Annotated in this window: 28 protein-coding genes and 1 tRNA gene; 28 read left to right on the top strand and 1 reads right to left on the bottom strand. The window is 53.5% G+C overall.

What is annotated here, in order from left to right; translation table 11 throughout:
• Window positions 1-120 precede the first annotated feature (120 nt).
• The 5 genes from rpsA to IEV46_RS04785 all read left to right on the top strand — a co-directional run bounded on the left by rpsA (window position 121) and on the right by IEV46_RS04785 (window position 5,147).
• On the top strand, window positions 121-1,269 hold the full coding sequence (gene rpsA / locus IEV46_RS04805) for a 30S ribosomal protein S1 (protein ID WP_188430503.1): 1,149 nt from the start codon (window positions 121-123) through the stop codon (window positions 1,267-1,269).
• Window positions 1,270-1,304: 35 nt separating this feature from the next.
• Window positions 1,305-1,973 carry a hypothetical protein gene (locus tag IEV46_RS04800; RefSeq protein WP_188430501.1) on the top strand — a complete coding sequence of 223 codons (669 nt, stop codon included), beginning with the start codon at window positions 1,305-1,307 and terminating at the stop codon, window positions 1,971-1,973.
• A gap of 166 nt (window positions 1,974-2,139) precedes the next feature.
• Window positions 2,140-3,462 (top strand): ribosome biogenesis GTPase Der, encoded by a 1,323-nt coding sequence (der, locus tag IEV46_RS04795; protein ID WP_188430499.1) that lies wholly within the window; start codon window positions 2,140-2,142, stop codon window positions 3,460-3,462.
• Window positions 3,463-3,481: 19 nt separating this feature from the next.
• Window positions 3,482-4,087: a glycerol-3-phosphate 1-O-acyltransferase PlsY gene (plsY, locus tag IEV46_RS04790; protein ID WP_188430497.1), complete on the top strand. Its 606-nt coding sequence runs from the start codon at window positions 3,482-3,484 to the stop codon at window positions 4,085-4,087.
• 19 nt (window positions 4,088-4,106) lie between these two features.
• Entirely contained in the window at window positions 4,107-5,147 is a 1,041-nt protein-coding gene (locus IEV46_RS04785; RefSeq protein WP_188430495.1) for an NAD(P)H-dependent glycerol-3-phosphate dehydrogenase, read from the top strand.
• A gap of 157 nt (window positions 5,148-5,304) precedes the next feature.
• Here IEV46_RS04785 and IEV46_RS04780 read toward each other — a convergent pair whose 3' ends face one another.
• Window positions 5,305-5,832, bottom strand: coding sequence for a hypothetical protein (locus IEV46_RS04780; RefSeq protein ID WP_188430493.1), 528 nt, complete (start codon window positions 5,830-5,832; stop codon window positions 5,305-5,307).
• A 149-nt stretch (window positions 5,833-5,981) separates the two neighbouring features.
• Here IEV46_RS04780 and IEV46_RS04775 point away from each other — a divergent pair, with 149 nt between their 5' ends.
• The 23 genes from IEV46_RS04775 (at window position 5,982) to trpA (ending at window position 24,340) form a co-directional block, all read left to right on the top strand.
• Window positions 5,982-6,140 (top strand): hypothetical protein, encoded by a 159-nt coding sequence (locus tag IEV46_RS04775; RefSeq protein WP_188430492.1) that lies wholly within the window; start codon window positions 5,982-5,984, stop codon window positions 6,138-6,140.
• A 24-nt stretch (window positions 6,141-6,164) separates the two neighbouring features.
• Entirely contained in the window at window positions 6,165-6,878 is a 714-nt protein-coding gene (locus IEV46_RS04770) for a YphF family lipoprotein (protein ID WP_188430490.1), read from the top strand.
• Between the two features lie 61 nt (window positions 6,879-6,939).
• Window positions 6,940-7,101, top strand: coding sequence for a hypothetical protein (locus IEV46_RS04765; protein ID WP_188430488.1), 162 nt, complete (start codon window positions 6,940-6,942; stop codon window positions 7,099-7,101).
• A 160-nt stretch (window positions 7,102-7,261) separates the two neighbouring features.
• A complete protein-coding gene (spoIVA, locus tag IEV46_RS04760) occupies window positions 7,262-8,740 on the top strand; it encodes a stage IV sporulation protein A (protein WP_188430486.1) in 1,479 nt (492 codons plus the stop codon).
• 398 nt (window positions 8,741-9,138) lie between these two features.
• The gene (gene hbs / locus IEV46_RS04755) at window positions 9,139-9,414 is read left to right on the top strand and encodes a non-specific DNA-binding protein Hbs (RefSeq protein ID WP_040387147.1); all 276 of its coding nucleotides are present in this window, start codon (window positions 9,139-9,141) and stop codon (window positions 9,412-9,414) included.
• Between the two features lie 218 nt (window positions 9,415-9,632).
• A complete protein-coding gene (gene folE, locus IEV46_RS04750; RefSeq protein WP_188430483.1) occupies window positions 9,633-10,202 on the top strand; it encodes a GTP cyclohydrolase I FolE in 570 nt (189 codons plus the stop codon).
• 101 nt (window positions 10,203-10,303) lie between these two features.
• Window positions 10,304-10,380, top strand: a tRNA-Pro gene (locus IEV46_RS04745).
• A gap of 68 nt (window positions 10,381-10,448) precedes the next feature.
• Entirely contained in the window at window positions 10,449-10,676 is a 228-nt protein-coding gene (mtrB, locus tag IEV46_RS04740) for a trp RNA-binding attenuation protein MtrB (RefSeq protein ID WP_188430481.1), read from the top strand.
• Window positions 10,677-10,743: 67 nt separating this feature from the next.
• Window positions 10,744-11,235 (top strand): hypothetical protein, encoded by a 492-nt coding sequence (locus IEV46_RS04735; protein WP_188430479.1) that lies wholly within the window; start codon window positions 10,744-10,746, stop codon window positions 11,233-11,235.
• Window positions 11,236-11,364: 129 nt separating this feature from the next.
• Window positions 11,365-12,117 carry a heptaprenyl diphosphate synthase component 1 gene (locus IEV46_RS04730; protein ID WP_188430477.1) on the top strand — a complete coding sequence of 251 codons (753 nt, stop codon included), beginning with the start codon at window positions 11,365-11,367 and terminating at the stop codon, window positions 12,115-12,117.
• Between the two features lie 4 nt (window positions 12,118-12,121).
• Window positions 12,122-12,856: a demethylmenaquinone methyltransferase gene (locus IEV46_RS04725; protein WP_188430475.1), complete on the top strand. Its 735-nt coding sequence runs from the start codon at window positions 12,122-12,124 to the stop codon at window positions 12,854-12,856.
• 71 nt (window positions 12,857-12,927) lie between these two features.
• Entirely contained in the window at window positions 12,928-13,899 is a 972-nt protein-coding gene (locus tag IEV46_RS04720; RefSeq protein WP_188430473.1) for a polyprenyl synthetase family protein, read from the top strand.
• 109 nt (window positions 13,900-14,008) lie between these two features.
• The gene (ndk, locus tag IEV46_RS04715) at window positions 14,009-14,455 is read left to right on the top strand and encodes a nucleoside-diphosphate kinase (RefSeq protein WP_188430471.1); all 447 of its coding nucleotides are present in this window, start codon (window positions 14,009-14,011) and stop codon (window positions 14,453-14,455) included.
• Window positions 14,456-14,608: 153 nt separating this feature from the next.
• Window positions 14,609-15,313, top strand: a complete 705-nt coding sequence (gene yunB / locus IEV46_RS04710; RefSeq protein WP_188430468.1) for a sporulation protein YunB — start codon at window positions 14,609-14,611, stop codon at window positions 15,311-15,313.
• Between the two features lie 205 nt (window positions 15,314-15,518).
• Window positions 15,519-16,682, top strand: coding sequence for a chorismate synthase (aroC, locus tag IEV46_RS04705; RefSeq protein ID WP_188430466.1), 1,164 nt, complete (start codon window positions 15,519-15,521; stop codon window positions 16,680-16,682).
• On the top strand, window positions 16,682-17,782 hold the full coding sequence (gene aroB / locus IEV46_RS04700; RefSeq protein ID WP_188430459.1) for a 3-dehydroquinate synthase: 1,101 nt from the start codon (window positions 16,682-16,684) through the stop codon (window positions 17,780-17,782). Before aroC ends, aroB begins: the two co-directional genes overlap by 1 nt.
• Window positions 17,779-18,147: a chorismate mutase gene (gene aroH, locus IEV46_RS04695; protein ID WP_188430457.1), complete on the top strand. Its 369-nt coding sequence runs from the start codon at window positions 17,779-17,781 to the stop codon at window positions 18,145-18,147. Before aroB ends, aroH begins: the two co-directional genes overlap by 4 nt.
• 215 nt (window positions 18,148-18,362) lie before the next feature.
• Window positions 18,363-19,871: an anthranilate synthase component I gene (gene trpE / locus IEV46_RS04690; protein WP_188430455.1), complete on the top strand. Its 1,509-nt coding sequence runs from the start codon at window positions 18,363-18,365 to the stop codon at window positions 19,869-19,871.
• 14 nt (window positions 19,872-19,885) lie between these two features.
• Window positions 19,886-20,914 carry an anthranilate phosphoribosyltransferase gene (gene trpD, locus IEV46_RS04685; protein ID WP_188430453.1) on the top strand — a complete coding sequence of 343 codons (1,029 nt, stop codon included), beginning with the start codon at window positions 19,886-19,888 and terminating at the stop codon, window positions 20,912-20,914.
• Window positions 20,904-21,689, top strand: coding sequence for an indole-3-glycerol phosphate synthase TrpC (gene trpC / locus IEV46_RS04680; protein WP_188430450.1), 786 nt, complete (start codon window positions 20,904-20,906; stop codon window positions 21,687-21,689). Before trpD ends, trpC begins: the two co-directional genes overlap by 11 nt.
• Window positions 21,686-22,333, top strand: a complete 648-nt coding sequence (locus IEV46_RS04675; protein ID WP_188430448.1) for a phosphoribosylanthranilate isomerase — start codon at window positions 21,686-21,688, stop codon at window positions 22,331-22,333. The genes trpC and IEV46_RS04675 overlap by 4 nt, the downstream gene beginning before the upstream one ends.
• Window positions 22,314-23,522 (top strand): tryptophan synthase subunit beta, encoded by a 1,209-nt coding sequence (gene trpB / locus IEV46_RS04670; RefSeq protein WP_188430446.1) that lies wholly within the window; start codon window positions 22,314-22,316, stop codon window positions 23,520-23,522. Before IEV46_RS04675 ends, trpB begins: the two co-directional genes overlap by 20 nt.
• A complete protein-coding gene (gene trpA / locus IEV46_RS04665; RefSeq protein WP_188430444.1) occupies window positions 23,522-24,340 on the top strand; it encodes a tryptophan synthase subunit alpha in 819 nt (272 codons plus the stop codon). Before trpB ends, trpA begins: the two co-directional genes overlap by 1 nt.
• Window positions 24,341-24,407: the final 67 nt, after the last annotated feature.

The raw sequence follows: 24,407 nt of genomic DNA, 5'->3' as shown, positions 1-24,407 counted from the left end.
CAATCACAGGATTAATGAAATTAAGGGGCTGGCTTTCTTAATTTCATTGTTCATCTCTCCACTCCCGGGGAGATCATAAATCAGGTTATTCTGTCGCAGGTAAATGAGGAGGTTGTCGTCATGGTGGAAGAAATGAAATCTGAAATGGCAGAGGTGACTCCGTTGAACCGCGGAGATATCGTCAAGGGGAAAGTTACCAAGGTTGAAGATCATCAGGTCTTGGTGGATGTCAACTACAAGTTTGACGGTGTGGTCCCGATCTCGGAACTGTCCAGTCTGCATGTGGATAAAGCTTCCGATGTCCTGTCAGAAGGGGACGAGGTGGAAGTGAAAGTGCTCCGGATCAACGATGAGGAAGACAAGCTGGTACTTTCCAAAAAAGCGGTGGATGCAGATCGTGCCTGGGAAGAGCTGCAACAAAAATACGAAAGCGGCGAAACCCTGGAAGCGGAAGTTGCCGATGTGGTCAAAGGCGGTCTGGTGGTGGACCTCGGAGTTCGCGGATTTATTCCCGCTTCGCTGGTTGAACGCCATTACGTCGAGGATTTCTCCGACTATAAAGGACGCACTCTGCCCCTTAAAGTGATTGAAATCGATCCGGCCAAGAACAAACTGATTCTGTCCCGCAAGGCGGTTCTTGATGAAGAAGCTGAGCAACGGAAACAGGAAATCCTGGCGAGCTTGGAACCGGGTCAGGTGATGGAAGGTACAGTTCAACGGTTGACCGATTTCGGTGCTTTTGTGGATATCGGTGGAGTCGACGGTCTGGTCCATGTTTCCGAACTGGCCTGGAACCGGGTGGAACATCCTTCTGAAGTGATTTCCGAAGGGGATCAGGTTCAGGTGAAAGTCCTCAAAGTGGATCAACAAAACGAGCGCATCAGCCTCAGTATCAAAGAGACCCAACCGGGTCCCTGGGAGAAAGTCTCCGAAGAGATCAAGACCGGGGATATTGTGACGGGTACAGTGAAGCGGCTGGTCTCCTTTGGTGCCTTTGTGGAAGTGTATGAGGGAGTGGAGGGTCTGGTTCATATCTCCCAGATTTCCCGGCGCCATATCGCCACTCCTTCTGAGGAGCTGGAAGAGGGACAGGAAGTCCGGGTAAAAGTATTGGATATGCAACCGGAACAAAAACGCATCAGCCTCAGCATCAAAGAGGTGGAACAGGAAGAAACCCGCGAGGAAATGAAAAATTTGGACCGTAACAACAGCGGGATGAATGTGACCCTGGGTGATGTTTTCGGTGATCAACTCCGCCGATTGAAGTAATTGTAAAAAGCCTCCGGCCATGTCCGGGGGCTTTTTTGGCTGAACCAAAGAGGAAACAGACATACTACCGTGAAACGGGGTTCTTTCGGAGGGAGTTGCCCGTGGTTGACGGTACATTGGCATTACTGTCGTCCCTATCAATAGCGGTATTGATTCAGACCGGTTGGTTTCCGGGGTTGGAGCAGCAACTGAAATGGAGCAGACCGGGGCTGGTCCTCGGGTTGTTGGCTGTAACATCGTTGCTGAGAGTGGAAGTTCCGGTCGGGGAAGTCTTGAAGATTCAGGGAGGGATGTTGTTGTTACTGCCCTTTCTGATCCGATTGATAAGGATGAAGCGGGTTATGATGACGGATTGGGTTCCCGCTGTTTCCCTTGCAGGCTCCATCCTGTTTCTTCTTCATGAGTTGTATTGGTGGGTTCCAGCGATCAGCGAAAGCGGTTTCCGTGTTTTGGGAACCGGGGTTGCTGGGGGGATGGCACTCTTCACTTCCCGTCAGCTTCATATCCGACTGATCGTGGCTGCCGGGGGACTGTGGATGGCGGAGTGGATGACATTGATCTTGCACAGGAAGGAATTGAATCCAGTCGTGTTTGGGGCGCCGTCAGCTTTGGATGTTTTTTGGATTACATGGGCCGCCATCTTGGTTTCCCATTATGCGATACGTTTTATGATGGCTTGGGTTCGCCAGTTTCGAAGGACCTGAGGGGTCGGTGAAATCCACGCCAGTTCAGATGGAGCACATCGCTTCGTGGGTATGGGCGAAAAAGGTCCTTCTGTGTTAGAATCTAACTGATAATCCGCCGCCGGGATGTGATGCCTTTCGTGGCGGGGATCTGCGGTTGGAATATGGAGGAGAGGAATTCAGACCCATGAGTTTGCCAATTGTAGCCATCGTGGGCCGCCCCAACGTGGGAAAGTCCACACTGTTCAACCGGATCGCCGGAGAACGGATAGCGATTGTAGAGGACAGACCGGGGATCACGCGGGATCGGATATACAGTCGCGGCGATTGGTCGGGACGTCATTTTCATGTGATCGACACCGGCGGTTTAGAATTCGGAAAAAAAGATGAAGTGGTGGAACATGTTCGCCATCAGGCCGAATTGGCGATCGAAGAGGCGGATGTGATCCTGTTCGTGGTGGATGGGAATGATGGGGTGACCTCCACAGATGAAGAGGTTTCCCATGTTTTGCATCGTTCCAATAAACCGGTAGTTCTAGCCGTCAACAAACTAGACGATGTAAAACATCATCAGAACGTCTACGAGTTTTACCAATTGGGCTTTGATGAACCGATCGGTATCTCTTCCCTTCATGGAACGGGGACGGGAGATCTGTTGGATGCGGTGGTGGATCGTCTACCGGATGGGAAAGAGCAAGAATATGACAGTGATACCATCCGTGTTTCCATCATCGGCCGTCCCAATGTGGGAAAATCCTCGCTGGTCAACCGGATCCTTGGGGAGGAGCGGGTGATTGTGAGTCCCATCGCAGGTACCACTCGGGATGCCGTGGACACTCCTTTCACTCATGAGGGGCAGGATTATGTCATTATTGATACGGCCGGGATGCGAAAGCGGGGAAAGGTGTACGAAAGCACGGAAAAATACAGTGTTCTGAGAGCGTTGAAAGCGATTGAACGATCCGATGTCGTGTTGATCGTGTTGGACGGGACGGAAGGGGTGACCGAACAGGATAAACGGGTGGCCGGGATCGCCCACGATGCGGGAAGAGGGGCGGTTTTAGTTGTAAACAAATGGGATGCGGTGGATAAAGACGATCAAACGATGAATAACATGATCGGGGAAGTCCGCCAAGAATTTGCTTTCATGGATTACGCCCCCATCCTCTTTACATCGGCAAAGACCGGGCAACGAGTGACGAAAACCTTGCCGGTGGTAAAAGAAGTGGCCGAGCAGCATGCCATGCGCGTGTCCACTTCTGTTCTCAATCAGGTGTTACAGGATGCAATTATGTCGACTCCGCCTCCCACGGTGAACGGTAAGCGAACCAAGGTGTACTACGGAACACAGGTATCTGTGAAGCCGCCGGTTTTCGTGCTGTTTGTCAACGATCCGGAACGGGTTCATTTTACTTATCAACGATATTTGGAGAATCAGCTGCGGGAGGCTTTTGGTTTTATCGGAACCCCGATCCGGATTCTTTTGCGCCAAAAGAAAAAAGAGATCTAAACAAGAGAGGGGGAGGAGGATGGGGACATTCGTATGGATCTTGCTTGTCTCATATTTAATCGGCTCGATCAGTTTCAGCTATTGGATCACCCGTTTTATGAAGGGGTTTGACATCCGTCGGTACGGCAGTGGCAATGCCGGTGCGACCAACATGTTACGAGTGGTCGGCAAAGGGCCTGCCGCTGCGGTTTTTATCCTGGATGCCTTGAAAGGGATGGCTGCTGTGGGACTGGCTGCTGCAGTGACTGATCATCCGACGCTGATGATGGCGGCAGGAGTGGCGGCAATAATCGGGCATAACTGGCCTGTCTTTCTCGGTTTTCGGGGGGGAAAAGGGATTGCGACCACCATCGGTGTCACAGCTCTGCTCACCTTGGCGGCGGCGTTGATCTCTGGAGTGGCGGCTATTTTTGTTATTCTTCTTACCCGTTACGTATCCCTCGGCTCTTTAATTTTTGCCGCCGGTTTGCCTCTGATAATTGCCTTTTTGGATTATCCCGCTTCCTATGTGTATCTCAGTCTGGTGATCACCTTGATGGCCTTTATCCGACACAGCACCAATATCAGGCGCCTTCTCAAAGGAACGGAGAGCAAACTGGGATCAGCCGGAGAACAACGGAGTTAGAGCGGAGGGAAGGGTTTTTATGACCAAAAAAAGTGCGGCTGTACTCGGTGCAGGCAGTTGGGGAACCGTTCTCGCTTCGGTATTGGTCGAGAACGGCCTCGATGTGACGCTGTGGGCCCGCAAAAGGAAACTTGCGGAGGAGATCACTCAAAATCATAGTAACAGCAAATATCTGCCGGAAGTCCGATTGTCGGAAACACTTCAGGCCACGGATTCCATGGAGGAGGCGGTGACGGGTAAAGATCTGGTGATGGTGGTGGTTCCCTCCCAATCGATGAGGGTGGTGGCCCGGAGTATGGCTCCCCGATTGGGAAAGGATACACTGGTGTTACATGCGGCCAAAGGGTTTGAACTAGGATCCCTGAAGCGCATGTCCGTGGTGCTGGAGGAGGAGTTGCCCATGGCGGCGGAACGGATCGCTGTGTTGTCCGGTCCGAGTCACGCAGAGGAGGTGATCCGGAAATCTCCCACGACGGTGGTGGTGGCATCCAATAATTCTTCTGTCGCTAAAGAGGCACAAGGATTATTGATCAATTCCTACTTAAGGGTTTACACTCATCCCGATGTGATCGGAACTGAGGTGGGCGGTTCTCTGAAAAACATTATCGCTTTGGGTGCGGGACTTTCCGATGGGCTCGGTTTTGGGGATAATGCGAAAGCAGCATTGATCACCCGTGGACTGGCGGAAATGGCGCGCCTGGGTATGGCGATGGGAGCCAAACCGATCACTTTCGCTGGGCTGTCAGGTGTAGGTGATTTGGTGGTCACTTGTACGAGCCGTCACAGCCGGAACTGGCGGGCGGGCCATCTGCTTAGCCGTGGCCTGGGGATGGAGGAAGTGCTGAAACGGATGGGAATGGTGGTGGAAGGGATCAAAACGACCCAAGCGGCCCGGGAGCTTGCCCGAAGATATCAAGTGGAGATGCCGATCACCCAGGAACTTCATGCGGTCCTTTTTGAAGGAAAACCACCCCGAAAGGCAGTGGAAGATTTGATGGCCCGGGGAAAGACGGATGAGATGGAAGAGATGATGCGAGGTTCGTCAGGCCCGACCGCCTAATGTATCCATGATTCGTTGCAAAGCGTCAAACTCCCACATACGTTGTTAGTACATCCGGTTTGGCTGCTGTGCAACAATGCGGCTCTTGCCAGGGGGAACAGGGACCAGTGGATGCTTGGGCGACCAAACCGGAAAAACAGGGGTGCGCCTGCAGGCGTCACCCCTGTTTCCGTTTGCGGGGTGTTCCCTTCTGTCTGGGGCCCGCCTGCATCAAGTCGGACATCAAACGTCTGACAAAGGGAAGTTGAAGGATTTTGAGAAGTTGGGTGAAATCAAAATTCTGGAATGGAGGAGAGGATGAGGGGGTATCGGAATCCGGATTGCCATCCAGCGAAGGCAGGTTAAGACGGGGAATCACTTCTTCGTCCTCCTCTTCCTCCTCCCGTCTGGGCTGTACTAAACGCAAAGGGGGGCGTCCCGGGATGGATTGTTTCTGATTCATGAATTGGGTGGCCATTTCAAACATCTGATAGGCGTTATCCATGATTTTCTCCATCCGTTGCAAGGATTCGCTGAATTCTTTCAAGGTGGTTCGAAATGTGTAAAATCCGGTAATCAATTTGGTCAGACCGTTTGAGGCAGAGTCCGACGGGGTCTCCCTGGGGGGAAGACGTTTCTGTTGCCGGGGCCGGCGACGTCTGGGGGGACTGTTGGTCCGGTTGGTTTGCAAGGCTTTTTTTTGCATGGAAGATCTCCTCCACTTCGGGCATTTGTCTCTCTATCCTATGCCAATGACCTGGAAGGGATTGGACGGAAGCCCGGTGGATTGGTGGGCGCCTGTGGACTTTGCTATACTGGTGTTTGAATACATGCTGAAGAAGGAAGATGATTGACTTGGATGCCATGATCAGCATTGTGTTGCTGTTGATTGCCAATTTCACGATTTCATGGACCCGTCAGTTGGGTACGGGATGGATCCGGATTTTGTTGTCTGTTTTCGCCGTCCTGCTTCTGGTCCCGGCCTTCCTTTTCGGATTTCGGGCGTTGATGTGATCACCATGGACGGGAGGAAGCCAGATGAACCGATGGAAATTGACGTCTGCTTGGTTGGTGGCAGTGCTGATCCTGCTGACCGGTTGCATGCGGACCGATGAGTTTGATCAGCGTATCGCGAAAGATCTGCCCCGGGAAGTGAAAGAGGTACAGATGGCTGTGGACCAATACAGGAAAGAGCACAATAATGTCTTGCCCCTCAAACCTCCCCAGGGTCCCACTTTGTACCAGAAGTACATTCTCGATTTTTCCAAAATGAGTTCCTATCTCTCGAATATTCCGTCCAACTCCTTCCAAAAAGGGGGCCATTTTGTATTTGTTGTGGTGGATCCCGGGAAAAATCCAGAGGTTCGTGTTCTGGATCTCAGAGTGACGGAAAAGTTGCGAGAGTTGCAGGGCCGGGTGGATGTATACAAGGAACGGCACGGAAAGCTGCCCAAGGGATCACAGCAGGGAGAAGGGATTTATGATGTGGATTATCGGGAATTGAAGACGGATCCGGTCACCCTTCCGAGTCCCTACCATTCCGAGCTCACTCTTTCTCCGGTGCTTAACAGCAAAGGGACGGTGTATTTGGATTATCGAAAAGATGTGATGAGGCTGCTGGAAGAATCCGATCAAAAGCCGGACAAAGGGCAGGATCTCAGGGAGATTTTGTACCGGGACTCGCTATTTGTCCCCGCCCACTCCCTTCCGATGGAGTGGAAGAACGGGGATCCCGTGTTGAAGGAAGAATAAAATCGGTCCCCCGCACATATGAAATGGACAAGTCTCCAAAATGGAAAGCGGGGGATCCCTCTTGGGAGTGATGGAAAATCTTTTGCTGCATTTGATTGCCATTCCGGCGATCTTTCTGCTGGGAAGGCTCTCTGCAGTCAAGGTGACCGGCTTTCGGGTCAGAATGGTTGGCCGGGAGAATTCATCGGATGAACAAGCCCGTTCCCCAAGAAGGACTGTCTGAGTGGACAGTCCTCGGTTTTTTGTCGGGGAAGGTTCATAACCGGCCCCTCGCCTCATATATTTATAGTGTCCAAATCCATCGGATCAAGATAAAGGAGGCGGTTCGCCTTCGCGCCGACAGCACGTCCGTGGGAGTCGGAACTTTCGAGGGAGGGGTTTTCGTGAAGAAAGTCGATATCTTCAAAGATATTGCGGAACGAACAGGGGGCGATATTTACCTGGGTGTCGTCGGTGCGGTGCGCACCGGAAAATCCACCTTTATCAAGCGGTTTATGGAGCAGGTGGTCATCCCCAACATCAGTGACGAGGCAGACCGGGCCCGAGCCACCGATGAGTTGCCACAGAGTGGAGCGGGGAAGACGATCACTACCATCGAGCCCAAGTTTGTTCCCAATCAGGCTGTCCAATTGCATGTCACTGAAGGAATCGATATCAATGTCCGCTTGGTGGACTGTGTCGGATATGCGATCAACGGGGCCCGGGGGTATGAAGATGAGGCCGGTCCCCGGATGATTAACACCCCGTGGTACGATGAACCGATTCCTTTTCAGGAAGCAGCGGAGATCGGAACCCGAAAGGTGATCCAGGAACATTCCACTCTGGGTGTGGTAGTGACCACCGACGGTTCCATCACCGATATTCCGCGTCACGACTATGAAGAGGTGGAAGAACGGATCGTCGAAGAGATGAAGGAGGTTGGGAAACCCTTCATTCTGGTCCTCAACTCCACGCGTCCATACAGCGAAGAGGTGCAGCAATTACGGGAAGACCTGGTGGAAAAATACGATATTCCCGTACTGGCCATCAGTGTGGCCACTATGGGTGAAGAAGAGGTTTACTCGGTTCTGAAAGAAGTCCTGTATGAATTCCCGGTTCACGAAGTGAATGTCAACTTGCCCAGCTGGGTCATGGTTTTGGACGAGGATCATTGGCTGCGCAAGGATTTTGAAACTGCGGTCCGGGAAACGGTTCAGGATATACGCCGCCTGCGGGATGTGGATCAGGTGGTGGGACAATTTACTGAATACGAATTTATTGAACGGGCGGCTCTTTCCGGGATGGATATGGGTCAGGGAGTTGCGGAGATCGACCTGTATGCATCGGATGAATTGTATGATCGGATCCTGACAGAAGTGGTGGGGGTTTCGATTCAGGGAAAAGATCACCTCCTTCAGCTGATGCAGGAATTTTCCAAGGCCAAACGGGAGTATGACAAAGTGTCCGACGCGATTCAAATGGTTCGAACGACCGGGTATGGGGTGGCGGCACCGACGTTGGAAGAGATGGCTCTGGATGAGCCTGAGTTGATCAAACAAGGACCCCGCTACGGCGTTCGGTTGAGGGCGTCCGCTCCGTCCATCCATATGATCCGGGTGAATGTCCATTCGGAGTTTGCGCCGATTATCGGGTCCGAACGGCAGAGTGAAGAATTGGTCAATTATCTGATGCGGGATTTTGAGTCGGATCCTTTGAGCATCTGGGAGTCAGATATTTTTGGTCGGTCCCTTCATTCAATCGTACGAGAAGGAATTCAGGCGAAATTGTCCATGATGCCGGAGAATGCCCGTTATAAACTGCAGGAAACTTTGGAGAGAATTATCAATGAAGGCTCAGGTGGGCTTATCGCCATCATCTTATAAAAGACACGTCCAACTTTGGGATGGGGATGGGTTCACAGGAGGCATGTCATGCGCAGGTATCATGATAGGAGCTTGGTTCAAATCCCCTTTGGGATGTCAGAACAAGCTTTTTTTTTGTTTGTAGATAAAGAGAGCTGTTAAAACCTAGTTCAGTCCTCTTTCTGTAAAGCCCGATGTCCCCTGAAGGGGATATTTTTATTCCATTTGGCTATCACCAAATAGAAAAAAGGACCGATTTCTTTTTTTTAACCGGGGATGCTTCAAACACTTGATATTCACCGGTTTTCTGTATTACTATAGGTTTGTCCCTTCAGGCGAGTTCCGGGGACTGTATAAGTCGGACAGGAACAGTGAAACATTGAAGTTAAACCAACACATCCGGAGAGGAGGTGAGGGTTGTGAACAAGACAGAACTGATTTCTCAAGTTGCCGAAAAAACGAACATGACCAAGAAGGATGCAACTCAAGCTGTAGACGCCGTTCTCGACACGATCACGGAAGCACTGAAAGCAGGGGAGAAAGTGCAGCTGATCGGGTTCGGAAACTTTGAAGTGCGTGAACGCGCCGCCCGTAAAGGCCGCAACCCGCAGACCGGCAAGGAAATCGATATTCCCGCCAGTAAAGTGCCCGCTTTCAAACCGGGTAAGGCGTTGAAAGACGATGTGAACCACTGACGCAAGGACGGGTACATACTCCTCACCTGGGGTGACACGAGGTAAAGCCTACGGACCCGGGTACAGTCGGGTGTGGAAGAGGACCCTCTCACGTTTTGTGCCCACAGGCCCTTCGGGGCCTTTGTTTTTTATCCCGGAGGAGTGCCAAGCCATGAAATTCCTGCGGATCCGCATTTCCAACAAAGGAAAAGATCTGCCAGAGGGAGGCGACACAGGATATGGGAGTGAATCATGAAAAGATACAGCGGGCGGTGAGGATGATCCTGGAAGCAGTGGGGGAAGATCCTGATCGTGAGGGTTTAAAGGAGACTCCGGCAAGGGTGGCCAGGATGTATGAGGAGATCTTTTCCGGGATGGGGGAAGATCCAGATGAGTATTTCTCCACTGTTTTCGGTGAAGATCACGAAGAACTGGTGTTGGTGAAGGATATCCCCTTCTTTTCCTTATGTGAGCATCATTTGGTTCCTTTTTTTGGAAAGGCGCATGTCGGATATATTCCAAAAAGTGGCCGGATCACGGGATTGAGCAAATTGGCCCGTGCTGTGGACACAGTGGCCCGTCGTCCTCAGCTGCAGGAGCGGATCACATACACAGTGGCGGATTCCATGGAAAAAACCCTCCAACCCCATGGAGTGATCGTGGTGGTGGAAGCGGAACACATGTGTATGACGATGCGCGGTATCAAGAAGCCCGGTTCCCGGACGGTGACCTCTGCTGTCAGGGGAATATTTGAAAAAAATTCCGCTGCCCGTGCCGAGGCCTTCAGTCTGATTGGATTCGGAAAATAAATATCATAAAACCCGACATAACCCCTTGACAGGTATCCCGGATCCAGATACAATAAGTATTGTCGCTTCAAGTTAAACGGGCGACCACATCGGGAATATGTCGGGCTATGGCGCAGCTTGGTAGCGCGCTTGCATGGGGCGCAAGAGGTCGTCGGTTCAAATCCGGCTAGCCCGACCAGAACCAAAAGGCTCTCCAAGCTTGGAGGGCCTTTTCCGTTATGCGGTCAATTTGAAAGGAGGATTTCCATGGCGGGACAAAACGGGGATTTCTTTGTAGTCAAGGCTAAAGAAAGTGGAGTCAATGTGATCGGTCTGACCCGGGGGAAAGACACTCGTTTTCACCATTCGGAGAAACTGGATAAAGGTGAAGTGATGGTGGCTCAGTTCACTGAACACACGTCAGCTGTAAAAATCCGGGGAAAAGCCCAGGTGATCACCCCCTTTGGAACGGTGGACACAGAGGTGGATGAATAATTTCATCAGCATGTTCTCCTCCTTTCACCATACAATGATGACAGAAAGCGGAAGGAGGGGGCCTGCATTGAACGGATTGGCCCGGCGGCTGTTCGCCTCGGTGTTTGTTTCCCTGATGGCGGCGGCATTGTTATCACTCTTGCCAGCCTTGGGGGAAAAGGCCGGGGAAGGGGAAGGAGTTCCCGCCTTCGGTCCGACAAAACAAAAGGTTCTCACGGAAGAGACACTGGCAGATTTTCTCTCAGGACAACCGGAAGGTCTCCGTGTGATTCATGCGGATCTGGAGAGGGGAGATCTTCGGTTGCGATTAAAGAGAGCGGGCGGCCCTCGGGAATCCGTCTATCAAGGAACTCTTCACATGATCCGGGGTGCACTGGTTCACACAAGTAACGTAGAATCCGTCACGCTGTCTGTGCTTGGAGCGGATCAACCTTTGCTAACTGTATACGCGACCCGATCTGATCTGGCTGCGGATCCCGAAATGAAAAGGATGAAGGAATTGACGGCAAAGGAGTACCTGAGACAGATGTTTCGCTTGAAGGGACCCTGGGGTGAATGAGGTTGAGCAGGTTCGGGGGAGAACTGCTGCCCTCTCGCCAGGTCGGTGAAACTTTGGTATTATTAGGTCATGGACTCAGTTATAAGATAAGGATTGTGTTGGACAGTTTCAGCGGGGGGGCGTGTCTTGATGACCATATTCTCAGATGAATTGAACTGGATCGTTGCGGAAATTGAATGCCAAACCCGCCATTCCTTCATGGACCGCCACATCCGCCGCCCGGAAGTGCCGGTCTCTTTCGTGCGGGTTCTCCATTCCATGTTGCGCTCCCTTTCACTTTCCAAGGAACGGATCCGGCTGTACTGTGTCACTGCAACCCTGCTGCAAATGGGCTTGGAGATCCATGAAACTGTGACCAACAATCGGGAGACAGGAACAGGGAAGATGCGAGCCCGCCAACTGGCTGTGCTGGCGGGGGATTATATGAGCAGTCTTTTCTACAAAAACCTGTCTGAACGGGGCGAAATCGATGGAATCCATCGACTGTCCCAAGCAATCTCCGAAATCAATGAAGCAAAGATGGAACTTTATGGACTTCAGGATCAATCCCAGGTTTCCTGGTCTGTTTTCATCCGGCCGGCACGTAGGATCTGTGGGGGATTAGTGACGCACTTATCCCGTTTTTTTTGTGATGATTCTTCGGAAAATCCCTGGGATCCACTGGCAGAAAATCTGTTGCTGATGATCTTTTGGTCCTCTCCGCCCCGACCGGTCGCTGAATTGGCGATGCGGTTTCCCGAAGAGGCGCTTCGTCCCCTGTTCGTGGAGACCTTGCAACAAGTCAGAGAGGTCCGTCCATTGGATGTCCGACATGATCTGATTGATCTGATCCGGGAGACGATCCCTCCCTTGTGGAGTGAGTCTCCGGTGATGGAGGGTTGAAACATTGAATGGTGTTGATCACAGCCATCATAAGAAAAACAAGTCGCAGTTTGTTCATCAGGTGTTTGAGAGCATTGCCAAAGATTATGACCGGATGAACACCCTCCTCAGTTTTCGCCGTCATAAAAACTGGAGAAAGTTTGCAATGAAAAAAATGAGGGTAAGGCCCGGAGACACGGCGGTGGATGTCTGTTGCGGAACATGTGATTGGACGATTGCCTTGGCCGAAGCCTCTCAGGTGGGAAAGGTGATTGGCCTGGATTTCAGTCAAAACATGCTCAGAGTGGGGGAAAAGAAGATCTCGAATCGCAAACTGGGGACACAGGTGGAATTGATCCACGGAGATGCGATGAATCTGCCCTTGGAGGATGGTCGGTTTGATCACGCCACCATCGGGTTTGCTTTGCGGAATGTTCCCGATTACCGCCAAGTGATTCGGGAGATGGCGCGGGTGGTGAAGCCGGGAGGCCAAGTTGTCTCTCTGGAGTTATCAAAACCGACATGGGCTCCCTTCCGCGTTGTATACTACTTGTATTTCCAGCGGATTCTTCCGCTGTTGGGCAAACTGTTTGCCAATCGCTACGAACAATACAAATGGCTTCCTGAGTCCCTTGTGGAATTTCCTGATTATCGAGAGCTGGCACATATCATGGAGGAAGAGGGATGTTTTGAGCGGGTGGAGGTTTATCCGCTGACAGGAGGGATTGCCGCGTTGCACATCGGAACGGTCAAATCTTGAGCTCTCGCCGTATGTTGTGCAAGGCTTGGATTGGCCGGAGAGTAAGTCTTTTTCAAACAGGGTGAAATGGAATGAAGCTAGCGGATATCTACAACAGCCTGAAACAAGACCTGCGGGAAGTGGAGCGGGAGCTTGAAAAGTCGATCCAGACGGATCACCGGGATTTGAACCGGTCAGCGGCCCACCTGTTGGAAGCCGGAGGCAAACGAATGCGGCCGGTTTTCGTTTTGTTGTCGGGAAAATTCGGCAGATATGATGTGGACAAGCTGAAGCAGGTGGCGGTTCCTCTGGAATTGATCCATATGGCCACCCTGGTTCATGATGACGTGATTGACGACGCTTCCACCCGGCGGGGCCGGCCCACAGTGAAGGCAAAATGGGATAACCGAGTGGCGATGTACACCGGGGATTATATTTTGGGCCGCTCCCTGACCATTGTGAGTCGGATCAGCGACCCAAAGATCCATCGCGTTCTGTCCCCGGCCATGTATCAGATGTGCAGGGGGGAAATTGAGCAGATCCGGGATTTCTTTGAGACGGATCCGTCGCTTATCCGCTACCTGCACCGCATAAAACGGAAAACCGCCCTTTTGATGTCTGTCAGTTGCGAGCTTGGGGCATTGGTCTGTGGCGCGGCACCGGCTGATGTTCGCCGCTTGCGCCTGTACGGATATTTTGTGGGTATGGCATTTCAGATCACCGATGACATCCTGGATCTGACGGGAGATGAACGGACACTGGGCAAGCCCGCCGGCAGCGACCTTCGCCAAGGAAACATCACCCTGCCTGTGATTTATATATTGAAAAAGGGTCCGGAGGAGGATAGGGAACAAATTCTCCAATATCTCCGAAGCCGGGGGGATGAAAAAGCGCTTCCCTATATTCTCCAGCGGGTTCGTCAATCAGATGGGATCACTTATGCTGAAGGATTGGCCCGCCGGTATCTGGACAAAGCCCTCCGGGTGTTAGAGGGATTGCCTGCAGGGGACACCAGGGAATCTTTGCGTCTGATCGCTGAGTTTGTGGCAGGTCGTTCCTATTAGGTTTGATTTACTCTTTTCGTTTTGTTAAAATTTCGGTGGGTTTTCGGGTCTTCCAGTGTTGGGAGACCTGTGTCCGCTTTTCTACATAGTGAGATGGAGGCAGGTTCATATGGAACAAACTTTTATCATGGTGAAACCTGACGGAGTTCAACGGGGATTGGTGGGGGAAATCGTTGCCCGCTTTGAAAAAAAAGGGTTTCAGATGGTGGGCGGGAAATTGATGACCGTCTCCCGAGAATTGGCCGAAGAACATTATGCTGAACATAAGGAGAAGCCTTTTTTTGGGGAACTGGTCGACTTTATCACTTCCGGTCCGGTGTTTGCCATGGTGTGGGCTGGTGAAGATGTGATCGCGACTGCTCGCCATATGATGGGGAAAACGAAACCCTCGGAGGCGGCACCGGGAACGATTCGTGGTGATTTCGGCCTGACCGTGGGCAAAAATATCGTTCACGGATCCGACTCACCGGAAAGTGCCCAACGGGAAATCCAGCTTTGGTTTGGAGGAGATGAACTCTCTTCCTATGATAAATTGATCCATCGCTGGATCTATTAAACCCCGAAAGCCACCGGCTTCTTAGATAGCCGGTGGCTTTTTATATATGTTGGGTTATTTCCATCGGGGTCTTGGATCCGGAACTGGGACATAAGATGAAATCAGTCGGGTCCATCCACTGTTTCAGGTTCATGAAGGTAATGAGGTGAAAATGTGTTTACCAAGTACAAGCGCCTTCGTGGTCCGCGAAAAAAACGCCACTGGATTTTGATCGCTGCACTCATCATTGTTATTGGAGCGGTCTATGTGTTAAATCAACAAGCGGAGACGACGTTAATCAAGCTGGCAAAAGCCAGGGTGAAAAATATCTCCCAGGAAGCGGTGACGAAAGGGATTCATGAAACACGGACCGCTTTGGGACCTGATTTGGGAAAGCTGATGGTTCTGAAAAAGGCAGAGGGGGGAGCCCTTGAATACGTCGACGTGAGTCCGGAAATTTCAGCAAGGGTTTATGCGATTGCAAGTCAAAAGATTGAGAGTGAACTGAGAAAATTGGGACGGAGAGACTACGGAATTCCTTTGGGAGCGATATTTCAAAGCAGTTTGTTGTCCGATGTGGGTCCTGAGATTCCCCTGAAAATTTGGCCCAAGGGTGCCACAAAAGTTGATTTGGTACCCAGAATGGAAGCAAAGGGGATCAATACGGTTCAAGTGACGCTCTATTTAAAGGTTACCAATGAAATGGATATTGTGATTCCGGCAAATCACGACAGCGGGATGAAGATCGATTATCAATATCCTTTTCATTCGATCATCCTTCCTGGGGAGGTCCCTGATAACTATTTTTACTACAATAGTGAAGGCAAAGGGAAAGGAGTGGAGGGACCTATCCCGGTCGTTCCCGTGCCAGGAAAATAAAACAAATAAACCGGACGGCGGTGCTGTCCGGTTTATTTGTTTCCTCAAGATCCAGATATTCAGACAAGTTTGCATAACAAACCTCTAAGGGATCAAAACAAATCGCCCTTTTTCCGAAGCGGCTCCTTGTGTTATCATACTGCTAACTTTACTTGAATACAGTGAAGCGGCAAAAACAGCAACAGCAGGAGAGGACGGGATCGGTATGCGGTACTTGACGGCAGGGGAGTCCCATGGGCCCCAATTGACATTGATCATCGAGGGCTTGCCCAGCCGGTTGCCCATTTCCAAAGAGAAGGTGGATAATGAACTGGCCCGGCGCCAGAAGGGATACGGCCGGGGACGACGGATGCAGATTGAATCCGATGAGATCCGGATTCTGTCCGGAATCCGTTTTGGAATGACAACGGGTGCACCGGTGGCTCTCTCCATCGAAAATAAAGACTGGAAAAAATGGAAGGATATTATGGATGTCCATCCGGATGAGGAAAAAGCGGCCAAACGCCGGGTATCGCGACCGCGCCCAGGGCATGCGGATTTGAACGGAGCGATCAAATACAATCACCGGGACATGCGGGATGTCTTGGAACGTTCCAGTGCCCGGGAGACTGCCGCCCGGGTGGCGGCGGGGGCAGTTGCCCGCCAGTTGCTGGAGTACTGCGGAATCCGCTTGGCGGGTCATGTGGTTCGGATCGGTTCGGTGGGAGCTCGTCGTCTCACGGGATGGACGGCGGCAGCGATCGCCGAAAAGTCGGAAGCCTCTCCGGTCCGATGCCTGGATCCCGAGGCGGAAAAAGAGATGATCCGGTTGATCGATGAGGCGAAGCAGGAAGGGGACAGTCTGGGCGGTGTCGTCGAGGTGGTGGTGGAAAATGTTCCGGTCGGGCTGGGCAGTCATGTTCACTGGGATCGGAAGCTGGATGCCCGGATCGTCCAGGCCGTCGTCAGCATCAACGCCTTCAAGGGGGCGGAGATCGGAATCGGTTTTGAGGCAGGTGAGCTGAAAGGTTCCCAGGTGCATGATGAGATTCTCTGGTCCGAGGAGAAGGGATTTCATCGGGCAAGCAACCGTCTGGGTGGTTTTGAGGGAGGAATGACCAACGGGGAGCCGATCGTGGTCCGCGGGGTGATGAAGCCGATCCCCACGTTGTACAAACCCCTCCGCAGTGTGGATCTCGACACTAAGGAGCCTTTTGAAGCCAGTATCGAGCGTTCGGATAATTGTGCGGTGCCGGCGGCCAGTGTGGTCGCGGAGAATGTGGTCGCTTGGGAAGTCGCTCGGGCCCTGTTGGAGACATTCAGTTCCGATACCGCCGAAGACCTCCTTCGGGATGTGGTGCGTCGCCGGGAGGAGGCTCGCAGGTTCTGATGAAGACACTTCATGTTCAGATTGGAAAACGAAGCTATCCCATCCATATCGGTTCCGGGTTGCACGGTCGCCTGCCGGATTTGCTGCGGGAGATCGGCTGGAGCAGGAGACGCCCGTTGATGTTGGTGACGGATGATCAGGTGGGCGCCCTTTATGGAAAGGATGTAAAAAGGGATTTGACCGATCATGGCTTTCAGGTGGGGTATCTCACGATCCCAGCGGGGGAAAGTTCCAAGAGATTATCATTGTTAGAAGAGATGGCAGGGGATTGCATCCGGGCCGGACTGGACCGAACTGGCGCCATCCTGGCCCTGGGCGGTGGGGTGGTGGGTGATTTGGCCGGCTTTTTGGCCGCTTCCTATATGCGGGGAATCCCCTTTGTTCAGTTGCCGACCACCCTTTTGGCCCATGACAGCAGTGTGGGTGGGAAGGTGGGGGTGAACCACCCCCTCGGGAAAAATATGATCGGCGCCTTTCATCAACCCTCGATGGTAGTGTTTGATGTGGAAACATTGCACACACTGCCGGAGCGGGAAGTGGCTTCAGGTTATGCCGAAGTGGTGAAACATGCCCTGATCCGGGATGTGGGTTTTGTTCGCTGGTTGGAGAGGCAGGTGGAGGACCTGAAACGGTTGGACCCGGAATCCGTTTCAGAAGCGATTTGGAAAGGATGTGCCGTCAAAGCGGAAGTGGTGTCCCAAGATGAGAAGGAATCCGGGTTGCGGGCGATCCTCAACTATGGTCACACCATCGGTCACGCCTTGGAGGCAGCGGCGGGATATGGCAGTTTGACCCACGGGGAAGCGGTGGCGCTCGGAATGGTGGGTGAAGCGATGTTAGCAGAAGAGTCGGGGCTCTGTCCCCCGGTGTCAGAGCGGATCGCCCGTCTGTTGTCCGCCTTCGGTCTTCCGACCCGCCTCACCTTAGAGCTCACCGATGAGGAGCTCCTAGAGAGAATGCGCCGGGATAAAAAGGTGAGAAAAGGGAAGCTCACCTTTGCGCTTCCCCGGGGTATCGGCCGAGTGGACATGGTGGACGGGTTGGAGGAGTCTGTAATCCGCCGGGCACTCAACCGGCTGAGAGGAGGAGAAGCGGGATGAGCCTGCGTGGGATTCGGGGAGCGACGACGGTTTCCGATAACGAAGAGGGAGCGATCCTGGAAGCCACCCGGGAATTGTTGGAAGTGGTGGTGGAGAGAAACAGGGTTTGTCCCGAGGATATCGCCAGTGTATTTGTCACGATGAGTCCCGATTTGAATGCCACTTTTCCAGCCCGTGGGATTCGGACTCTGCCTGGCTGGAAACAAGTCCCGCTAATGTGTGCCACCGAGGTGGATGTACCCGGTGCTTTGCAAAAATGCATCCGCCTGCTGGTCCTTGCCAACACCGACCGGGATCCTTCCAGAATCCGGCACGTTTATCTGCGTGATGCCCGGCAACTGCGTCCGGACTTGACGGATCAGTAGGTTTCCATGGTTGACACCAACCCTTCTCTTCAGTAAAGTAGGAATAAGCCGAGAGCAGAGATGAGGATCAGAGATGAGATGAGACGAGATGAGCAGAGGAGAGCCGAGCGGGAGTGTACGGAAACCCCGACCGGAGCCACTGTGCTTCGGTCTTTTTCTTTCCCCTTTTTCCTCTGGCTCCAACAGATCTCCACCTAAAGGAGGGAGCCTTATCTGTGTATACCCCCACTCTGGATGAAGTGCGGGACTATGCCCGTCACTTTTCAAGCATTCCTGTTTGCAAAACGGTATTTGCCGATATGGAGACACCCATCAGCCTGTACCGACGGTTGGGAAAGCGACCTTATTCCTTTTTGTTGGAAAGTGCTGAAAGCAAGGGACGATGGGGTCGCTATTCATTTATCGGATCAGATCCCTTCCTTGTGTTTCAAAGCATAGGCAATCGTGTGACAATCACGGAAGATGGAAGAGTACGAAGGTTTGAAGCGGAGGATCCCTTCCAAATGGCGAAAGAACTCCTCCGAAGGTACCGCTCTCCCCGATATTCCGGTTATCCGCCGTTTTTGGGTGGGGCGGTCGGTTACGTAGGTTATGAAGCGGTTGCACTGAAGGAACCGATCCTCCCCCGCAAGGAGCCTCCCAGCTCCAGGGATCTTCATCTGATGTTTTTCGATCGGCTGATCATTGTGGACCACTTACGGCAGGAGTGGGTCCTCGTGATCAATCTGCATGTGGAACCTGGGATGGAGGCAGAGGCGCTTGATCGCGCTTATGAGGAGACTTTGGCAGAGCTGGATCGGTGGAAGGAGGAGTTGACAGGAGGGAAGTTTCCCATTGCATCATTGCCGTCGGTGGTGGAAGGCAGTGCGGCGGATTTTGATCGGGTGGTTTCCAATTTAGGAAAAGAAGCGTACTGTGACCGGGTAGTCAGGGCTCAGGAATATATCCGGAAGGGGGATCTCTTTCAGGTGGTGCCCTCCCAGCGATGGGAGTGGAGAAATCCACCCCCGGCCCGGGAAGTGTATCGCGTCCTGCGCTTGCTCAATCCATCTCCTTACATGTATTGTCTCTCCCTGGGAGATGAGGAGGTGGTGGGTGCGTCCCCGGAATTGCTGGTCCGGGTAAGTGACGGAAAAATTGAGACACGTCCCATCGCCGGGACCCGTCCCCGGGGTAAAGATGCTGCAGAGGATGCAGCTTTGGCCGCTGAGTTGATGCAGGACGAGAAAGAACGGGCGGAGCATGTCATGCTGGTGGATCTGAGTCGGAATGATCTAGGTAAAGTTTCCAAATACGGATCAGTCCAGGTGACGGAGGAGATGGCCGTGGAACATTACTCCCATGTGATGCATTTGGTCTCCCATGTCACAGGGGAACTGAAAGAGGGGGTGGATCCTTTGGACGGTTTTCTGGCCTGTTTTCCTGCAGGAACTGTCTCCGGTGCACCCAAAATCCGGGCGATGGAACGGATTGCCGAGCTGGAACCGGAGAGTCGGGGGATTTATGCCGGGGCTATCGGATATTTCGGTTTCAATGGCAGCTTGGACAGTTGCATCACTATCCGGACGATCCATTTTTGGAAAGGTTCTGCCTATATTCAGGCCGGAGCCGGGGTGGTGGCCGATTCGGTTCCGGAAAGAGAGTACGAGGAGTCCAGAAACAAAGCCCGGGGATTGATCCGCGCCCTTACCCTTGCGGAGCAGTTATTCACCCCGGTGCGATGAAAGGAGAGCGGAGCATGGTGGAGCGGAGCTTAGCGAAGCTGATGGCAAACGAAGATTTGAATCGTGCCGAATCAGAGACATTGATGGGGGCGATGATGGAGGGGAAACTCCCTCCGGCGCAGGTGGCTGCAGTGTTGACGGCCTTGCGGATCAAGGGGGAGACGGTGGAGGAATTGGCGGGGATGGCCGCTTCCATGCGAGCCAGGGCACAGCAACTAACCGCTGTCCCTCCAGAAGCGGTGGATACCTGTGGTACCGGAGGTGATGGGGGCAAAACCTTCAATATTTCCACCGCTGCCGCCATCGTGGCCGCCGCTGCCGGTGTTCCGGTGGCCAAACACGGAAACCGGGCCGTCTCCGGGAAGAGCGGCAGTGCCGATGTTCTGGAAGCACTGGGGGTGGGGATTCAACTCACTTTGGAAGAAGCGGAGCAGACATTAGCGGAGACTGGAATCTGTTTTCTGTTCGCTCCCTTGTTCCACCAGGCGATGAAACAGGTGATGCCGATCCGGAAGGAACTGGGGTTTCGCACCTGTTTCAATCTGGCCGGACCTTTGGCCAACCCGGCGGGAGTCCGGCGACAGCTGGTGGGAGTGTTTGATCCCGGGTTGACGGAAACTTTGGCACGGGTCCTCCTCTCTCTGGGATCGGAGCGGGTCATGGTGGTGTCCGGCTTGGACGGAGTGGACGAGATTACCCTCACGGGAGAAACACAGGTGAGTGAAATCCGCGACGGCAAGGTTCACACTTATCGAATCACACCGGAGGAAGTGGGCCTGAAGCGGTGCCATCCCACGGAGCTGTCGGGGGGAGATGCCGTCGTCAATGCACGGATCATCCGCGAAATTTTTCAGGGGAAGCCGGGACCCCGCCGGGATGTGGTCCTGGCCAATGCCGGGGCGGTGCTCACTATCGCCGGTCTGTCGGGCTGCTTGCAGGAAGGCATCCATCTCGCCAGGGAAACCGTGGATGAGGGACGGGCACAGGCCAAGTTGGAGGAGATGGCAGCACGGAGAGGAGCGGAGGTTTCCCATGTTTCTTGAACAGATCGTGGATGGAAAGAAAGAAGAGATTCAAGCGCTGAAGGGGCGTTTGGGGGAGAGGGAATATCGGGAGGCCCGCCATCTGCCACCAGTCTGTTCATTGGTGACAGCCCTGGGAAAGCAAGCTTCCCCTCCGGCACTGATTGCTGAGGTGAAGCCGGCATCCCCTTCCAAAGGGGATATCCGCCTGGATGTGGATCCGGCGGTGACAGCCCGGGAGTATGAGGCCGGGGGCGCGTCAGCGGTTTCGGTGTTGACGGAAAAGACGTACTTCAAAGGGAGCTTGGCCAACCTGATCCAGGTGAAAGAGAGCGTCCGGCTTCCTGTTCTGCGGAAGGATTTTATCCTGGATCCGCTGCAATTGGTGGAGAGCCGGCTGGCAGGGGCTGATGTGGTATTGCTGATTGCCGCAATGTTGTCTGCAGAAGAGATGAGAAAGCTCATCCGGGAGGCCCATGTCCTCGGTTTGGAGGTGCTGGCGGAAGTCCATGGGGAAGAGGAGTTGGAGCGAACGTTGGCGGCAGGTCCTGATATATTGGGAATCAATAACCGGAACCTGCACACTTTTGAGACGGACTTGTCGGTCACGGAGAGGTTGCGGGGCCGGGTTCCTGCCGGTATTCCGGTGATCGGGGAGAGTGGGGTTCACTCCCGGGAGGATTTTCAACGATTGGCCCGGGCAGGTGTGGACGGCATCCTGGTGGGGGAATATCTGATGCGCCACGCCTCTCCCCGGGAGGCGGTGGAAAATTTGACAGCGGGTGTCCGAGCATGAGGACCACTTTTGTCAAAGTGTGCGGCCTGTGTTCACCGGAGGATGCCGAGAAATTGAAAGGGCTTGATGTCTCCGCCGCCGGGATGATTTTCGTCCCCGGCCGCCGTCGTCGGGTGACCCTTGAACAAGGGACGGCCATCGCCGCTCACCTCCCCCGGGATGTGCTGAAGATAGGAGTATTCGTCAATCCGACCCCAAAAGAATTGTTGTCCGTGTTGGATCGGGTTCCCCTGGACTTGATCCAGCTTCACGGGGAGGAGTCACCGGAGTTCTGCGAGTGGCTGAAGGAGAAGGTGAAGATTCGCGTGGTGAAGGTGTTTCACATGGGAAAAAGATCTCCCGTCTCCCCCGGTGATTATGCTTCCCAGATTGATGCTGTCCTGCTCGATTCTTCGTCGGGGGGGACGGGCAGGGTCTTTCCCTGGGAACGGATTCCTGGGGAAAAAGAACGATGGAGGAGGTGGAAGCTCCCGGTTTGGGTGGCGGGAGGACTTTCCCCCGGCAATGTGGATTCGCTGTTGAAAGGGTATGCTCCGGATGGAGTGGATGTCTCCAGCGGGGTAGAGACGGGAGGAAGGAAAGATCGGAAAAAAATCAGTGCCTTTGTAGAGAGGGTGAGGCAATATGACCGTCAAGTCCATTGAATCCCGATCGGCAGATCCCTTAGGCCGGTTCGGCAATTTCGGGGGACGGTTTGTCCCCGAGACATTGATGACGGCGTTGGCTGAATTAGAGACAGGGTACCGGTCCGCGTTGGCGGATGCAAAGTTCCAGGAGGAGTTGAAAGGCCTCCTGAAGGAATATTCCGGGAGGCCGACTCCGCTGACTCTGGCACAAGGTCTGACCGAGCTGACGGGAGGGGCCCGCATCTATCTGAAGCGGGAAGATCTGAATCACACAGGTGCCCACAAGATTAACAACACCCTGGGGCAAGGATTGCTGGCCAAGCGGATGGGGAAGCGGAAGCTGATCGCGGAGACCGGTGCCGGTCAACACGGGGTGGCCTCAGCCACGGTGGCAGCTCTCCTGGGGATGGAGTGCAAAGTGTTTATGGGGGAGGAGGATGTTCGCCGGCAACAACTGAATGTGTTCCGCATGGAGCTGTTGGGGGCGAAGGTGATTCCCGTCACTTCGGGTACCCGTACGCTGAAGGATGCCACCAATGAAGCGATCCGCCATTGGGTCTCCCATGTGGAGGATACCTTCTATCTGATCGGATCGGTCGTCGGTCCGCACCCCTATCCTGAGATGGTGCGCAATTTTCAACGGGTGATTGGAGATGAAACCCGGAGTCAGATATTGGAAAGGGAAGGGCGCCTTCCTGATGAGGTGGTGGCTTGCGTCGGGGGTGGTTCCAATGCCATCGGGATGTTTACCGCTTTTCTGGAGGATCCTTCGGTCCGCCTGCACGGTGTGGAAGCGGCGGGAGAGGGGGTCACCACCGACCATCATGCAGCCACGCTGACGATGGGGTCGCCGGGGGTGATTCACGGTTCCCTCACCTACGTGCTGCAGGATGAACACGGCCAGATTTTGCCCGCCCATTCGATCTCTGCGGGTCTTGATTATCCGGGAGTGGGACCGGAACACGCTTATCTGAAGGAGAAGGGGCGCGTTCGTTACACCACGGCGGAGGATGGGGAAGCCCTGGAAGCGGTCCGTCTGCTCTGCCGGACGGAAGGAATTTTGCCGGCTTTGGAATCGGCTCATGGCGTTGCCGAGGCGATCAAGTTGGCGAAGAAGGGAAATCCCGATTCGATCGTGGTGATCTGTCTGTCGGGCAGGGGAGATAAAGATGTAGATTCGATTCGGCAGGGTCTGGAGGGATTGTGATGAGGATTGAAGCAGCTTTCAGCAGCGGGGACAGGCTTCCGTTGATTCCTTTTATCACGGCGGGGGATCCCTCCTTGGAGGTAACACTGGATATAATCCGGTTGTTGGATGAGGAAAAGGTGACCGCCATTGAGTTAGGAGTGCCCTATTCCGATCCGCTGGCTGACGGCCCGGTGATCCAATCCGCCTCGGAACGTGCGTTGTCACAAGGGGTGACACTGACCTGGGTGTTGGAACTGGTGCAGACGGCCCGGGAAATCGGAGTGACAACCCCTTTGGTTCTTTTTTCCTATTACAACCCGATCCTTCGATTCGGTGAGGAGTATTTTTTGGAAAGGGCCCGGTTTTCGGGTCTGACCGGGATGATTATCCCGGATCTCCCTTGGGAGGAAGGGAGATTGTTTTCCAGCCTGGCCGCAAAAAGTGGAGTGGATCTGATTCCTCTGGTGGCACCCACTTCCCGGGAGCGGATCCGCCGCATTGTCTCTGATGCCAGAGGGTTTGTCTACTGTGTCTCTTCCCTAGGAACTACTGGAATACGGCAGCATTTTTCTGAGGGAGTGGACCGATTCCTCGATGTGGTGCGGGAGTACAGCCCGGTGCCGACGGCAGTGGGCTTTGGGATTTCCCGTGCCGAACATGTCCAACATTTCCTCAACCATGCGGATGCCGTTGTGGTGGGAAGTGTTTTGATCCGGCTCATCGAAGCCAAAAAGGATCGGTTGCAGGATTCCAATCGCAAGGGGCAGGCTTTGGCAGAGATCCGGGAGTTTATTCGTGATCTGACGGCACTGACCGTTCCATTCCATGAAGGATAAACGACTTCCATCCCGTGTGCACCGGGCACGGGATTTTTCTTTTACCCGCAATATTGTAAGATAGAGA

Origin of the sequence: Kroppenstedtia guangzhouensis (assembly GCF_014637345.1) — a bacterium.
In the GTDB taxonomy this organism is placed as follows: Bacteria; Bacillota; Bacilli; order Thermoactinomycetales; family DSM-45169; genus Kroppenstedtia; species Kroppenstedtia guangzhouensis.
This window is presented reverse-complemented; position numbering and strand designations above follow the sequence as displayed.